The sequence below is a fragment of the Angustibacter sp. Root456 genome (assembly GCF_001426435.1).
In the GTDB taxonomy this organism is placed as follows: domain Bacteria; phylum Actinomycetota; class Actinomycetes; order Actinomycetales; family Angustibacteraceae; genus Angustibacter.
The window spans coordinates 70601-84537 of record NZ_LMER01000003.1 but is presented as its reverse complement, the minus strand read 5'-3'; the positions used below and the strand labels follow the sequence as shown (position 1 = coordinate 84537).

The window sequence follows — 13937 nt, the reverse complement described above, 5'->3', positions numbered from 1 at the left end:
CGGTGGGTGTCGCGCCGGGCGCGACGGCGGGCGGTGGTGCGGGGTGCGCGGGGTGCGGCCTACCCGTCGAGCACCCGGGAGACGTAGCGCGCGACCGCGCGCACGGTGGCCATGGTCGTGGGGTAGTCCATGCGCGTCGGGCCGAGCACGCCCAGCCCGGCGACGACGTCGCGCCCGGTGCCGTAGCCGCTGGTGACGACGGAGGTGGTGCGCAGCGCCTCGTGGTCGATCTCGTGGCCGATGCGCACGGCAACCGCGCTGGGGTCGCCCGACAGCTCGCCGAACAGCCGCAGCAGCACGACGTGCTCCTCGAGGGCGTCGAGCACCGGGCCGATGCTGCCCGGGAAGTCCTGACCGAAGCGGGTGAGGTTGGCCGCGCCCGACATCACCACGCGCTCCTCGCGCTCCTCGACCAGCGCGTCCTGCAGCACGCCCACCACCGAGCGGGCGAGCTCGCGGTCGTCGGGCGACAGCTTGTCAGGGAGCGAGCGCAACCGGGTCGCAGCCTCGGTGAGCAGCCGGCCGGCCGACTCGGCGTTGATCCGGGCGCGGATCTCGCCGAGCACGGCGTCGTCGATGACGGTCGGCGTCTCGACGACCCGCTGCTCGACCCGGCCGGTGCCCGCGATGAGCACCACCAGCAGGCGCTGGGCGCCCAGCGGCACCAGCTCGATGTGGCGCACGGTCGAGCGCGTGAGCGAGGGGTACTGCACCACCGCGACCTGCTGCGTGAGCGAGGCCAGCAGCCGGACGGTGCGGTCGACGACGTCGTCGAGGTCGACGGCCCCCGACAGGAACCCGGCGATCGCGTGCCGCTCGGGCGCCGACATCGGCTTGACCTCGGTGAGCTTGTCGACGAAGAGGCGGTACCCGGCGTCGGTGGGAACGCGCCCGGCGCTGGTGTGCGGCTGGGCGATGAGGCCGTCGTCCTCCAGCGCCGCCATGTCGTTGCGGATCGTGGCGCTCGAGACGCCGAGCTGGTGGCGCTCCACGAGCGCCTTGGAGCCGACGGGCTCACGGGTCTGCACGTAGTCCTCGACGATGGCCCGCAGGACGGCGAGCCGACGCTCGTCGCTCATCCGGCACCTCCTCCGCCGCGCTGGCACTCCCTGCTTCTGAGTGCCAAGTCTACGGCGCCGACGCCGCGGACGCCGCATCCGCCCGACGCGGCAGCACTCGCTCCAGGCCCCACGCCCCCAGGGCGAGCGCGATGAACAGGACGGCCACGCCGACGCAGTTGAGCAGCACCTGGCCGTAGCCCAGCTCATCGACGTCGACGAACGGGTACGGGTACTCGTGCACCACGGCGCCGCGAGCCAGGGTGTAGGCGAGCCAGAGCAGAGGGAAGCCGAGCGAGGCCGCGACGGCGCGCCCGTCGATGCGCAGCCGGGGCCCGAACGCCAGCCAGCCCACCAGCGTGGCCGCCGGCACCACGTAGTGGAACACCGAGTCGGTCAGCGTCGAAGCCCACCCGTCGTGCTCCACGAGCGGGCGCAGCACCACCAGGTAGACCGCGCCGGTGACGGTGATGCACACGAGCGCGTCGAGGCGCAGCACGCGCCACCACCGCCCATCGCGCACCGGGTCGAGGGCCAGGGTCGCCGCCGCGACGATGACCAGCACGTTGCTCTGCACGGTGAAGAAGCTCACCAGCCGCACCAGACGCACGCCGAGAGTGTCGTCGCTCGCCGTCGCCGTGAGCACCAGCTGGAGCAGGAGGTTCGCTGTGGCGACGAGCGCCAGAGCGCCGTGCCACGCCCGAGACAGCGTCATGGCGGCACTGTAGGGCGGCAGGCTCGTAGCATCGCCGCCGTGGATCGATACGGCGACGACGTGCTCGCGGGCGACTGGAAGGTGCCGGCGCGCGGGCGCAGCACCGAGGTCGCCGCGCAGCTCGGTCTGGTGGTCGAGGACGTCGAGACCGGCTGGTGCGGGGCCGTCGTGCGCACCGAGAAGGCGGGCGGTGTGCACGTCGTGCACCTGGAGGACCGGCGCGGGCGCGTGCGCGGCTTTCCCCTGGGCCCGGGCTTCCTCGTCGACGGGCGGCCGGTGGTGCTGACCCGGCCGGTGGCGGCTGCTGCCGCTGCGCAGCGGCCCACCAGGACCGCGAGCGGCTCCACCGCCGTGCAGAACGCGCGGGCGCGGCTCGCTCGAGGCTCGCGCATCTGGGTCGAGGGACGCCACGACGCCGAGCTCGTCGAGAAGGTCTGGGGCGACGACCTGCGCGTCGAGGGCGTCGTCGTCGAGATGCTCGACGGCGTCGACGACCTCGCGGCGGCGGTGCGCGACTTCGCCCCCGAGCGGGGCCGCCGGCTCGGCGTCCTGGTCGACCACCTCGTGCCCGGCTCGAAGGAGTCGCGGCTGGTGGCCGAGGCCGTGGCGCAGCGCCGGTTCGCACCGCACCTGCTCGTCGTCGGCCACCCGTTCGTCGACGTCTGGCAGTCGGTGCGGCCGGAGCGGCTGGGGCTCGACGTGTGGCCGTCGATCCCCCGCGACGTCGAGTGGAAGCGCGGCGTGCTGGCCCACCTCGGCTGGCCGCACGCCACCCAGGTGGACGTCGCCCAGGGGTGGAAGCGCATCCTCGCGACCGTGCGGTCGTACGCCGACCTCGAGCCGGCGCTGCTCGGCCGGGTCGAGGAGCTGATCGACTTCGTGACGGCAGATCCCGAAGACGGCTGACCGCAGGTGCTTGCTCCCCTACGCTGTCGGGCGCACAGGGGAGACCACCACCGGGAGGAACAGTGACCCAGCAGCCTGACCCGAACGCCTCGCGTGAGGGTGAGCCGGACGCAGGCGCGACGCCGCCGCCGGCGCCGCCGACCTACGGCCAGCCGCCGACGCCGCCACCGCCCGCCCCCGGCGCGCCGGGCGGCTACCCGGGCCAGCCGGCGTACGGCCAGCCCACCGCCGCCGCCCCCATGAGCGACAGCGACGAGCGCATGTGGGCGATGCTCGCCCACCTCGGCGGCATCGTCCTAGGCTTCCTCGCCCCGCTGGTGGTCTGGCTGGTCTTCCGGGAGCGCTCGGCCTACGTCGACGACCAGGGCAAGGAGGCGCTGAACTTCCAGATCGCCATCCTCATCGGCTACGTCGTGGGGGGCGTGCTCAGCGTCATCCTCATCGGCTTCCTGGTGCTACTCGCCGTGTGGGTCATCAGCATCGTCTTCGCGATCATGGCCGGCATCGCGGCCAACCGCGGCGAGCGGTACCGCTACCCGGTGACGCTGCGCCTCATCAAGTAGTCCCACCTCCTCAAGTAGTCCCACCACCTGGATGGTCACCGCGATCCGGCCGCCAAGGCTGCCGGATCGCGGTCACCACGCCGGTACCGCCACCGAAGGGCGCCTGTTGAGCCAGCCGTACCCCCCGCCCCACCCGCCCTATGCAGCGCGGCCGCCGATGTCGCCGTCGGACGAGCGCACCTGGGCGATGCTCGCCCACCTCGCGCCGTTCGCCGGCTCGATCGTCGGCCTGCCCGTCGTCGGGCCGCTCGTGGTCTACCTGATGTACAAGGACCGCTCGGCGTTCGTCCGCCGGCACGCCGCGGCGTCCCTGAACTTCCAGATCATGCTGCTCATCGTGAGCGTGCTCGGGTTCGTGGTCGCCGTGCCGCTCGCGGTGCTCACCCTGGGGATCGGCCTGTTCGCCTTCGTGCTCGCCGCCGTCGTGGTCGCGGTCGCTGCGATCGTGCTGCAGGTCGTCGCCGCCCTGGCCGCCAACCGGGGCCAGGACTACCAGTACCCGCTCACGCCGACGCTGGTGAGCTGACCGACCCGGCTGGTCAGAGGACGCGGCTCGTCAGAGCAGCGCGCGCACCACTGCGTCGGCCAGCAGCCTGCCGCGCAGGGTGAGCACGATGCGCCCGGACGCCGCGGCGTCGGCCTCGACCAGCCCGTCGGCCACCAGCGTCGGCACGGCGGACCGTCCGGCGTCGGTGAGCACGGCGGTGTCGAGGCCCTCGCGCAGGCGCACCCCGAGCAGCACCCGCTCGGCGTGCTGCTGCTCGGGCGTGAGCACCTCGCGGGCCTGGGCCGGGCTGTGCCCGGCGCCGAGCCGGGCGGCGTACGCGCTGGGGTGCTTGACGTTCCACCAGCGCACGCCGCCGACGTGGCTGTGCGCCCCCGGCCCGAACCCCCACCAGTCGCCGCCCGCCCAGTAGCCGACGTTGTGGCGGCAACGCGTGCGCGGTGACGTCGACCAGTTGCTGACCTCGTACCACTGCAGCCCAGCCGCGGTCAGCACGGCGTCGGCGAGCTCGTACTTGTCGGCCTCGTCGTCGTCGTCGGGCATGGTCACCTCGCCCCGCCGCACCTGGGCGGCCAGCCGGGTGCCCGTCTCGACGACGAGCGCGTAGGCCGAGACGTGGTCGGGCTCGCAGGCCAGGGCCGCGCGCAGGCTCGTGCGCCAGTCGTCGAGCGACTCCCCCGGCGTGCCGTAGATGAGGTCGAGGCTGACGTCGAGCCCCGCCGCGCGGGCCCACGCCACCACCTGCGGCACGCGCTCGGGGTCGTGGGTGCGGTCGAGGGTGGCCAGCACGTGCGGCACCGCCGACTGCATGCCGAAGCTCACGCGGGTGAAGCCCTTGTCCCGCAGGGCCTTCAGCGAGTCGGCGGTGACGGAGTCGGGGTTCGCCTCGGTGGTGACCTCGGCGCCGTCCGCGAGGCCGAACCGCGCCCGCACGGCCTCGAGCAGCAGGCCGAGGTCGTCGACCGGCAGCAGCGTGGGGGTCCCGCCACCCACGAACACCGTGTCGACCGGTGGCGCCTGGTCACCGAGCACCCGGCCGGCGAGCGCCACCTCGGCACACGCCGTGCGCGCGTACGACGCCTGGCTGGCCCCGCCGCCGAGCTCGGTGGCGGTGTACGTGTTGAAGTCGCAGTACCCGCACCGCACGCTGCAGAACGGCACGTGCAGGTAGACCCCGAAGGGACGACGGCCCAGACCCTCCCGGGCAGCGGCAGGCAGCGCGCCGTCGTCGGGCACGGGCTCGCCGTCGGGCAGGGCGCTGGGCATGGCCTCATCGTCCCAGCCGCTGCGGTCGCGCTGCGGGCCGGGCGTCAGGCGCGGGTCAGTGACCGCTCCGCGAAGCCGCGCAGCACCGGCGCCAGGTCGAGGTCGCCCGCCGCCGCGGCGTCGACGAGCCGCTGGCCGATCTCGGCGTCGAACCGCAGGAAGCAGTCGCCGATCGTGACGCCGTGCGCCGGGCGCCGCTCGACGGCGATCCGGTCGCCCGCAGCCACCGTGCCCTCTCGCACCACGCGCAGGTAGGCCCCCGGCGCGCCGTGGTCGGTGAACCGCTTGACCCAGTGCGGCTCGTCCATCCACCGCTGGAAGGTCGAGCAGGGGATGCGCGGCATGGTCACCTCGAGCACCACTCCGTCGTCCGGGTCCCCGACGTGCCACTGCTCGCCGATGACGGCGCCGGTGACGTCGAGGCCGGTGGTGCGCAGGTTCTCGCCGAACGCGCCCGGCTCGAGCTCGCGGTCGAGCTGGCCGGCCCACCACGAGACGTCCTCGCCGGCGTAGGCGTACACCGCCTTGTCGGGGCCGCCGTGGTCCTGGGTGTCCATCTGCCGGTCACCCTCGACGCCGAGCCGGTGCACCATCGACCGGCCGGTCACGGCGCGCTTGTCGATCGCCGTGAGGTTGCCGGCCCACGGGTCGTCCGGCCGCAGCTCGTGGACGACGCACACCGCCTCGATCAACGCCATGGCGCAAGTTCACCACACGTGCGGACGTCGGACGCCCTACTCACCCGGAGTGAGGGCCGGCGTAGAAGGCGTCGAGCACGTCGGCGTAGCGGGCCTCCACCACCCGGCGGCGCAGCTTGAGGGACGGCGTGAGCTCACCGGTCTCGACGGTCAGGTCGTGGTCGAGGACCTGGAACTTCTTGACCGTCTCCCACCGACCCAGACCGCGGTTGAGCTCGTCGACGTAGTGCTGCACCATCTCGCGCACCTGCGGGGCGGTGACGACGTCCTCGTACCGGGCGCCGGCCATGCCGTGGCGTTCGGCCCAGGTGGCCATGGCGTCGGGGTCGAGGGTGATGAGCGCGGTGATGTAGTGGCGGCCGTCACCGTGCACGGCGATCTGGCTCGCGTACGGGCACACGGCCTTGAAGCGGCTCTCGATGCCTTGCGGCGCAACGTACTTGCCGCCGGAGGTCTTGATGAGGTCCTTCTTGCGGTCGGTGATCCGCAGGCCGCCCCGGTCGAACTCGCCGATGTCGCCGGTGTGCAGCCAGCCGTCGACGTCCAGCACCTCAGCGGTCTCCTCGGGCAGCTGGTGGTAGCCCGACATGACCCCCGGCCCCCGCAACAGCACCTCGCCGTCGGGCGCCAGCCGCACCTGGGTGCCGGGGAACGGGCGGCCGACGGTGCCGAACGCGACGCTGTCGGGCCGGTTGAGGAACGACGCGGCCGACGTCTCGGTGAGTCCGTAGCCCTCGAGCACCAGGACCCCGAGGGAGTGGAACCACTCGGCGATCTCGCGGCTCAGCGCGGCCGACCCCGACACGAAGAAGCGCACCCGGCCGCCGAAGCGCTGGCGGATCGTGCGCAGCACCAGGCGGTCGGCCACCGCGTGCTGCAGGGCGAGGAACCCCGCGGGCTCGTGCCCGGCCTGTCGCAGCGCCGAGACGCGGCGCCCGACGTCCAGCGCCCACGCGGCGATGGCCGCCTTGGGCTGGCGCTCGGACTCCAGCTGGGTCATCACCCGCGCGTGCACCTTCTCGAACAGCCGGGGAGCACCAGCCATGAACGTCGGGCGCACCACGGCGAGGTTGTCGACGATGCGGTCGAGGTCACCGCAGACGGCGGTGGAGAAGCCCACCGTGAGCTGCACGGTGAGCAGCACCTTGCCGAAGGCGTGGGACAGCGGCAGCCAGAGGTACTGCAGGTCGTCGGCGGTGAGCAGGTCGGTCGCCCGCGTGGCCGTGCCGGTGTAGACCCACGCCGAGTGCGGCAACCGCACCCCCTTCGGCCGCCCCGTCGTCCCCGAGGTGTACATGAGCGTCGCCAGCTGAGTGGGGGCCACGCCCGCCGAAGCCCGGTCGACCGCCCACGGGTCGTCCGAGAGCAGCCGGCGCCCACGGTCACGCAGCTGCTCCAGGCTCATCACCCGCTGGTCGCCGGCGTGCTCGGAGTCGGGGCCGACGGCCGAGGCGTCGATCACCACGACGGCGGTGAGGTGCGGCAGCCGGGCCCAGTGGTCACGCACCTTCGCCAGCTGCTCGGCGTCCTCGGCGATGACGACCGCCGAGCCGGAGTCGGCCAGGATGTAGCCGACGTCGTCCGGCGGCGTGGAGGGGTAGACCGTGGTCGTCGCGCCACCTGCCCGCATCACCGCGAGGTCGGCGAGCACCCACTCCCAGCGGGTCGCCGAGGCGATGGCCACCGGCTGCTCGGCCTCGAGACCGAGCGAGAGCAGTCCCGCCGCCACCTCGTCCACCGCGGCCGCGGTCTCGCGCCAGGTCACGGCCTGCCACGTGGCGTCGGGCCCCTGGAACCGGAAGGCCTCGCGGTCGGGGCTCTGGCGCACCCGCCAGGCGAGCAGCTCACCGACGGACTCCGGCAGCTGCGGCACCAGCGAGGTGAAGGTCGCCTTCTCGGCCGGCGACGCGACCGGGGCTCCCCCGCCAGCAGGGGCCGTGCCGCCCGCGTGGTCACCGTGGTCGATCGGGGTGTGGGTGGCGCTCACAGCGGTCCTCTCCGGTCGGGACGTGGACTCACCACGGCCGGCCCTGGGGACGACCGCGGACGCCGGCGGGCGGGGCCTCGTGGGCAGCGTCCTGGCGGTAGCTCAAGTGTGGGCGCAACAGTAAAGGGCGGGTCAAGACCCGCGCACGAGTTCGTCAGGTCGGACCAACCGGGCAAGCCGCTGTCAGCGCTTCGGCCTACGGTCGTCGTGAGGAGGCCACCATGGCGATCTGTCCGGGTTCGATCCAGGGCTTCGTGCCGCCGTACCTGCTGGAGCGCATCACCCGCGCCGGCGCCACCGAGCAGGCGCAGCACGCGGCCCGCGCCCTCGTGCTCGACCTCGAGCACCGGTCGCGGCGGGCGGCGACCACCGCCCCTCAGGTGCGCGGCGCGCTGCCCGAGGGGGACGCCGCGGCCACCCCGCACCGCACCATCACGGACTGCCACGGCAGCACGGCCCTGCCGGGTGACGTCGTGCGCCGCGAGGGCGGGTCGCTCACCGGTGACCCGACGGCCGACGAGGCCTACGACGGGCTGGGAGCGACCTGGTCGCTGTACTTCGAGGTGTTCGGCCGTGACTCCCTCGACGGCCACGGCCTGCCGCTCGACGCGAGCGTCCACTACGGCGAGCAGTACGACAACGCCTTCTGGGACGGCACGCGCATGGTGTTCGGCGACGGTGACGGCGTGACGTTCACGCGGTTCACCGCCGCCGTCGACGTCGTGGGCCACGAGCTCACCCACGGCGTCACCCAGCTGACGGCAGGACTGGTCTACCGCGAGCAGTCCGGTGCCCTCAACGAGAGCGTCTCCGACGTCTTCGGGTCGCTGGTCAAGCAGCGCGCGCTCGGCCAGGACGCCGCGAGCGCCGACTGGCTGATCGGCGCGGGACTGTTCACCGACCAGGTCAAGGGGGTGGCCCTGCGCTCGATGAAGGCGCCCGGCACCGCGTACGACGACCCCACCCTGGGCAAGGACCCGCAGCCCGCCACCATGTCGGGGTACGTCACCACGACCAGTGACAACGGCGGCGTCCACATCAACTCCGGCATCCCCAACCACGCCTTCTACCTCGCGGCGATCGCCATCGGTGGCAACGCGTGGGAGGGCGCCGGGCAGGTCTGGTACGACGTGCTGACCGGCGGCACCCTGGCCCCCGACGTCGACTTCGCCGGGTTCGCGGCCGCCACGATCGCGGCGGCCGGCGCGCGGTTCGGCGAGGGGTCGTCTCAGCAGGCGGCGGTGCGTGAGGCCTGGGCGCAGGTGGAGGTCGGTGTCGCGGCGAGCGAGGGCGCGGGGTCGCCGGCCTCGCCCCCCGCCGCAGAGATCGTGCGCGTCGAGCGCAGCGGGGGCTTCACCGGCCGTCAGGTCGCCCGCGACGTCAACCTCACCGAGCTGGGCGACGAGGACGCCCGGTCGTGGCAGCGGCTGCTGAGCTCGGGGCGGCTGCAGCGGATCGAGGCGGCGCGCCCCCAGCCCGACCGGTTCGTCTACCGCGTGTGCTGCCCGCCGCACGACGTCGACGTGACGGCCGCCGAGCACGAGCTGCCGGACGACGTGCGCGAGCTGCTCGAGCGCACGCTGCGCGACAGGTCCTAGCTGTCGGCGCAGGGACGCCGGGACGCCTTGTCGGCGTACATGGCGGTGTCGGCCTGCCGCAGCAGTCGTCCCACGCCGGCCGGCGTGGGGCGCACGGCGAGGCCGATGCTCACCCCGACGCGGTGCTCGCCGAACCGGGTCACGATCGGCTGGGTGAGCTCGCGGCGCAGAGTCTGCGCCAGCGCGTCGGCGCGCGCACGCACGGACGGGCCCGACACCACGAGCACGAACTCGTCGCCGCCGGTGCGGGCGACCACGTCGTCGGCCGTGACGTGCTGCTGCATCCGGTCGGCCAGCTCGGCGAGCACGGCGTCCCCCGCCGCGTGACCGTACTGGTCATTGACCGCCTTGAAGTGGTCGAGGTCGACGACGAGCACGCCGAGCTCGGCGCCGGGCCGCCGGTCGAGCTCCTCGCCGAGCTCGAAGAGCAGCGTCCGGTTCGCCAGGCCGGTGAGCGGGTCGTGGGTCGCGGCGTGGCGCGCCTCGGACTCGCGCTGCTGCAACGCCGAGTACATCCGGGCGTGCTCGATCGCGATGGCTGCCTGGTCGGCGAACACCGACAGGATCTCCAGCTGCCACGGCTCTGGCCGGCGTCCGTGCACCGGCAGGTCGACGCTCAGGACGCCGATCCACTGCCCCGACGGAGCGGTGAGCGGCGCGAAGAGCGCGTCGTGCGGGTGCCAGGCGTCCGGGTCGTCCGGCAGCTCGTCCGGGTCGTGCTCGGGCACCCAGCTGAAGATGTCGTCCGCGGGTGGGATCTCGGTGGCGTGGTCGATGAACCGCAGGCCGCTGAGGTCCTGGGAGTGCTCGAGCAGCCGCTTCCACTGCTCGCAGCTGTCGGCCGTGCCGAGCAGCGCCGCGCGCACGTCGTCGTCGCCGGCCACCGACACGACCTCGAAGACGTCACGCTGGCGCAGGTTGACGACGGCGACCCGGAAGCCGGCGACCTCCACGACGCCCTCGGCGACGGCGTCGAGAGTCGTGGCGAGGTCCAGGCTCGCGTGCACGCGCTTGGTGACGGCGTGCAACGCGCGCATCGCCGCCAGGTCAGCGCCCTGCGCCGCAGGGCTGACCTGCTCCTCGACCACACTGTCTTGTCGGCTCCCGCGCGGCGCTGCTGTGTCGCCCGGACGGGTGATCCGCTACTTCTTGGCCTTGTCGGGCACGGCCTCGTTCGACAGCGCGGCGATGAAGGCCTCCTGCGGCACCTCGACGCGCCCGACCATCTTCATCCGCTTCTTGCCTTCCTTCTGCTTCTCGAGCAGCTTGCGCTTGCGGGTGATGTCGCCGCCGTAGCACTTGGCGAGCACGTCCTTGCGGATGGCGCGGATGGTCTCGCGGGCGATGATCCGTGAGCCGATGGCGGCCTGGATCGGCACCTCGAACTGCTGGCGCGGGATCAGCTCGCGCAGCTTGCCGGCCATCATCACGCCGTAGGCGTAGGCCTTGTCCTTGTGCACGATCGCGCTGAAGGCGTCGACCTGCTCGCCCTGCAGCAGGATGTCGACCTTCACCAGATCGGCCACCTGGTCGCCGTCCGGCTCGTAGTCGAGCGAGGCGTAGCCGCGGGTGCGCGACTTCAGCATGTCGAAGAAGTCGAAGACGATCTCGGCCAGCGGCAGCGTGTACCGCATCTCGACGCGGTCCTCGCTGAGGTAGTCCATGCCGCGCAGCACGCCGCGCCGCGTCTGGCACAGCTCCATGATCGCGCCGACGTAGTCCGACGGCGCCAGGATCGTGGCGCGCACCACCGGCTCGCGCACCTCGGAGATCTTGCCCACCGGGTACTCGGACGGGTTGGTGACGACGACCGTGGAGCGGTCCTCCATCGTCACCTCGTAGACGACGTTCGGCGCCGTCGAGATCAGGTCGAGGCCGAACTCGCGCTCGAGCCGCTCGCGGATGATCTCCAGGTGCAGCAGGCCGAGGAAGCCGACGCGGAAGCCGAAGCCCAGCGCGGCCGACGTCTCGGGCTCGTAGACCAGCGCGGCGTCGTTGAGCTTCAGCCGGTCGAGGGCGTCGCGCAGGTCGGGGTAGTCCGATCCGTCGATCGGGTACAGGCCCGAGAACACCATGGGCTTGGGGTCGCGGTAGCCGCCGAGCGCCTGGCTCGCCGGCTTGCCGGCGTTGGTGACGGTGTCGCCGACGCGCGACTGGCGGACGTCCTTCACGCCGGTGATGAGGTAGCCGACCTCGCCGACGCCGAGGCCCTTGGTGGGCTCGGGCTCGGGCGAGCTGACGCCGATCTCGAGCAGCTCGTGGTGAGCCCTCGTCGACATCATGACGATCTTCTCGCGCGGGCTCAGGTGCCCGTCGATGACGCGGACGTACGTCACGACGCCGCGGTAGGTGTCGTAGACGGAGTCGAAGATCATCGCCCGCGCAGGGGCGTCGGGGTCGCCGACGGGCGGCGGCAGCTGGGCCACGATCTGGTCGAGCAACGGTTCGACGCCCTCGCCGGTCTTGCCCGACACGCGCAGGACGTCGTCCGGGTCGCAACCGATGAGCCCGGCCAGCTCGGCGGCGTACTTCTCGGGCTGGGCCGCCGGAAGGTCGATCTTGTTGAGCACCGGCACGATGGCCAGGTCGTTCTCCATCGCGAGGTAGAGGTTCGCGAGGGTCTGCGCCTCGATGCCCTGCGCCGCGTCGACGAGCAGCACGGCTCCCTCGCAGGCGGCCAGGGAGCGCGACACCTCGTAGGTGAAGTCGACGTGGCCCGGGGTGTCGATCATGTTGAGCGCGTACGTCTGGCCGTCGACCTCCCACGGCATGCGCACGGCCTGGCTCTTGATCGTGATGCCGCGCTCGCGCTCGATGTCCATCCGATCGAGGTACTGCGCCCGCATCGCGCGCGCGTCGACGACGCCGGTGATCTGCAGCATGCGGTCGGCGAGCGTCGACTTGCCGTGGTCGATGTGCGCGATGATGCAGAAGTTCCGGATCAGGTCCGGCGGCGTCGCGGCGGGCGGCAGCGCGTTGCGGGCCATGGGGGACACGAGCGGTGAGCCTCAATCCGTGAAGAGATGATGCGGAGCGTGGGAGATCTGCGGGGAGATCGACGTCCATCCTCCCACGGCGGCGCGCCCGCGACGGCGGGCGCCGAAACCCCGGTGCGAGGCGTCGTCGCCACCGGGAGGATGCCGCGGTGGGACGACCTGCCGGTCGGCGTGCGCCAGCGGGTTCACCGGCGGGTTCGCGGCCGTCGTCCACCTCGACGACGGCCGCTCGGTGTTCGCCAAGGCCGGGTCATCGCCCGCGTTCGTCGGCGCGGCGCACCTGGCGGCCGGTGAGGCTGCGCTCCCTCAGCCGTGGACGGCCGACGCCCTGGCTGCCGACGGTGGGCTCGCTGTTCTGCGACGACGAGACGGTGCTGAGCGTCTTCCGGCGGTTGGCGTCCGGTGAGCTGCCGCATCACCAGCGCCGCTACGCCCGCACCTACCTCGACTGGCTCGCCGCCCGCCGCGGCTGGGGCTGGGGCTGGGGCTGGGGCTGAGACTGACACCGAGACTGGGATACCTCGGTCGATCGCGCCACGCTGAAGCGATTTGGCGCGGTCTGGGGGTGCACGGGGGGACGGCGATCGCCCACAGTGGTGCCCGACCAGTCCCCACGCACCGACGAGGAGGCCACGATGGCCGTTGTCGACCACAGCCTGGACGTCGGGGACGACGTCCACGTCATCGCCGGCCCGCACCAGGGACACCGCGCGACCGTCGTCCAGCTCGCCGAGCCCACCGGCAGCCGGCACACGGTGCGGTGCGAGGACGGCCAGACCGTCCGGCTCAGCAAGGTGCACGTCCAGCGGGCCGTGCCCGCCCGCTGACCTGGCCCCTCCCCTCCCTCCGCTACCGTCCCGCCGCTCCCCCTCCCGTGCACTTGGGATCCGAAGGGCACGCCTGGGTAGGGTGCGCTGGTGACGTGGCCGGAGGTCCTGCGCCGCACCGGGCGGGCGCTGCTGCGTTCGGCGGTGCGCGAAGCCACCCGGCGGGCCGACAGGCGTCGTCCGCGGACGCCGCGACGTCAAGCGTCCGGCAGCAGCCCGCGCACCAGCTACGCAGGTGACTTCACCGGCACCTGGACGGCCACCTACGCACCGAGTGACAACGGCGTGCCCGACCCGGGCGAGATCGTGTGGGCCTGGGTGCCCTTCGAGGAGGACCACACCCAGGGCAAGGACCGCCCGGTGCTCGTCGTGGGCGTCCGGCAGGGCCGGCTGCTCGCGCTCATGCTCACGAGCAAGGACCACGACCACGACGCCCGCGACGAGGCGCGGCACGGGCGCCACTGGGTCGACCTCGGCACCGGGCCCTGGGACCGGCAGCGCCGGCCCAGCGAGGTACGCGTCGACCGCGTGCTGCAGCTCGACCCGGCGGCGGTGCGTCGCGAAGGGGCCCGGCTCGACGCCGCCCGGTTCGCGGCCGTGGCCGCCGGGCTGCGCGAGCACCGTGGCTGGCGCTGATGGCTGACCGGCGGCGCCGCTTTGGAGCAGGCGGCCGCCGCTGGTAGCCTTGATCCTCGCGTGCACGCCCAGGTCGTGCGTGCCCGGAGCACGCTCCGCCACAGGTGATCCCCACCACCTCGGTCCCGGAGCGGCTCGACGCCCTCAACCGACCTACTGACGAGCGAACCGAGAGAGTTCAT

At 73.0% G+C, this 13937-nt stretch carries 14 protein-coding genes; 7 read left to right on the top strand and 7 right to left on the bottom strand.

Translation table 11 applies throughout. The features are described 5' to 3' along the window. Positions 1-59: 59 nt before the first annotated feature. Both hrcA and ASD06_RS04255 read right to left on the bottom strand, forming a co-directional pair. On the bottom strand, positions 60-1079 hold the full coding sequence (gene hrcA / locus ASD06_RS04260; RefSeq protein ID WP_056673669.1) for a heat-inducible transcriptional repressor HrcA: 1020 nt from the start codon (positions 1077-1079) through the stop codon (positions 60-62). Positions 1080-1128: 49 nt separating this feature from the next. Then, complete coding sequence (locus ASD06_RS04255; protein WP_056673667.1) at positions 1129-1773, bottom strand: Pr6Pr family membrane protein; 645 nt, start codon at positions 1771-1773, stop codon at positions 1129-1131. A gap of 30 nt (positions 1774-1803) precedes the next feature. Between ASD06_RS04255 and ASD06_RS04250 the strand changes: the two genes are divergently transcribed. From ASD06_RS04250 to ASD06_RS04240, 3 genes are all read left to right on the top strand, one after another. Continuing rightward, a complete protein-coding gene (locus ASD06_RS04250) occupies positions 1804-2679 on the top strand; it encodes a DUF3097 domain-containing protein (RefSeq protein ID WP_056673730.1) in 876 nt (291 codons plus the stop codon). Between the two features lie 62 nt (positions 2680-2741). Next, positions 2742-3242, top strand: coding sequence for a DUF4870 domain-containing protein (locus ASD06_RS04245; RefSeq protein ID WP_056673664.1), 501 nt, complete (start codon positions 2742-2744; stop codon positions 3240-3242). A gap of 106 nt (positions 3243-3348) precedes the next feature. Continuing rightward, on the top strand, positions 3349-3768 hold the full coding sequence (locus ASD06_RS04240; protein ID WP_082537693.1) for a DUF4870 domain-containing protein: 420 nt from the start codon (positions 3349-3351) through the stop codon (positions 3766-3768). A 30-nt stretch (positions 3769-3798) separates the two neighbouring features. Here ASD06_RS04240 and hemW read toward each other — a convergent pair whose 3' ends face one another. From hemW to ASD06_RS04225, 3 genes are read right to left on the bottom strand one after another with little or no spacing between them, the layout of a single operon-like run. Continuing rightward, positions 3799-5013, bottom strand: coding sequence for a radical SAM family heme chaperone HemW (gene hemW / locus ASD06_RS04235; protein ID WP_056673657.1), 1215 nt, complete (start codon positions 5011-5013; stop codon positions 3799-3801). A 44-nt stretch (positions 5014-5057) separates the two neighbouring features. Then, positions 5058-5711 carry an MOSC domain-containing protein gene (locus tag ASD06_RS04230; RefSeq protein WP_056673655.1) on the bottom strand — a complete coding sequence of 218 codons (654 nt, stop codon included), beginning with the start codon at positions 5709-5711 and terminating at the stop codon, positions 5058-5060. A gap of 40 nt (positions 5712-5751) precedes the next feature. Beyond that, positions 5752-7584, bottom strand: a complete 1833-nt coding sequence (locus tag ASD06_RS04225) for a long-chain fatty acid--CoA ligase (RefSeq protein ID WP_369853678.1) — start codon at positions 7582-7584, stop codon at positions 5752-5754. 335 nt (positions 7585-7919) lie between these two features. On the opposite strand from ASD06_RS04225, the gene ASD06_RS04220 reads away from it, so the two are divergent. Further along, positions 7920-9296: a protealysin inhibitor emfourin gene (locus ASD06_RS04220; protein WP_056673652.1), complete on the top strand. Its 1377-nt coding sequence runs from the start codon at positions 7920-7922 to the stop codon at positions 9294-9296. Here the strand turns inward: ASD06_RS04220 and ASD06_RS04215 are convergent. Beyond that, complete coding sequence (locus ASD06_RS04215) at positions 9293-10384, bottom strand: sensor domain-containing diguanylate cyclase (RefSeq protein WP_056673650.1); 1092 nt, start codon at positions 10382-10384, stop codon at positions 9293-9295. The two genes, ASD06_RS04220 and ASD06_RS04215, sit on opposite strands and share 4 nt — an antisense overlap. Positions 10385-10438: 54 nt before the next feature. Next, positions 10439-12283, bottom strand: coding sequence for a translation elongation factor 4 (gene lepA / locus ASD06_RS04210; protein ID WP_056673648.1), 1845 nt, complete (start codon positions 12281-12283; stop codon positions 10439-10441). Positions 12284-12582: 299 nt separating this feature from the next. Here lepA and ASD06_RS18740 point away from each other — a divergent pair, with 299 nt between their 5' ends. The 3 genes from ASD06_RS18740 to ASD06_RS04200 all read left to right on the top strand — a co-directional run bounded on the left by ASD06_RS18740 (position 12583) and on the right by ASD06_RS04200 (position 13755). After that, complete coding sequence (locus ASD06_RS18740) at positions 12583-12789, top strand: hypothetical protein (RefSeq protein ID WP_157371498.1); 207 nt, start codon at positions 12583-12585, stop codon at positions 12787-12789. Between the two features lie 138 nt (positions 12790-12927). Continuing rightward, entirely contained in the window at positions 12928-13119 is a 192-nt protein-coding gene (locus ASD06_RS04205; RefSeq protein ID WP_157371497.1) for a hypothetical protein, read from the top strand. A 90-nt stretch (positions 13120-13209) separates the two neighbouring features. Beyond that, positions 13210-13755 (top strand): type II toxin-antitoxin system PemK/MazF family toxin, encoded by a 546-nt coding sequence (locus tag ASD06_RS04200; protein ID WP_056673643.1) that lies wholly within the window; start codon positions 13210-13212, stop codon positions 13753-13755. Positions 13756-13937: the final 182 nt, after the last annotated feature.

Coding starts and splice junctions, on each gene's coding strand:
- hrcA (WP_056673669.1), bottom strand. CDS start 1,079: ATGAGCGACGAGCGTCGGCTCGCCGTCCTGCGGGCCATCGTCGAGGAC.
- ASD06_RS04255 (WP_056673667.1), bottom strand. CDS start 1,773: ATGACGCTGTCTCGGGCGTGGCACGGCGCTCTGGCGCTCGTCGCCACA.
- hemW (WP_056673657.1), bottom strand. CDS start 5,013: ATGCCCAGCGCCCTGCCCGACGGCGAGCCCGTGCCCGACGACGGCGCG.
- ASD06_RS04230 (WP_056673655.1), bottom strand. CDS start 5,711: ATGGCGTTGATCGAGGCGGTGTGCGTCGTCCACGAGCTGCGGCCGGAC.
- ASD06_RS04220 (WP_056673652.1), top strand. CDS start 7,920: ATGGCGATCTGTCCGGGTTCGATCCAGGGCTTCGTGCCGCCGTACCTG.
- lepA (WP_056673648.1), bottom strand. CDS start 12,283: ATGGCCCGCAACGCGCTGCCGCCCGCCGCGACGCCGCCGGACCTGATC.
- ASD06_RS04205 (WP_157371497.1), top strand. CDS start 12,928: ATGGCCGTTGTCGACCACAGCCTGGACGTCGGGGACGACGTCCACGTC.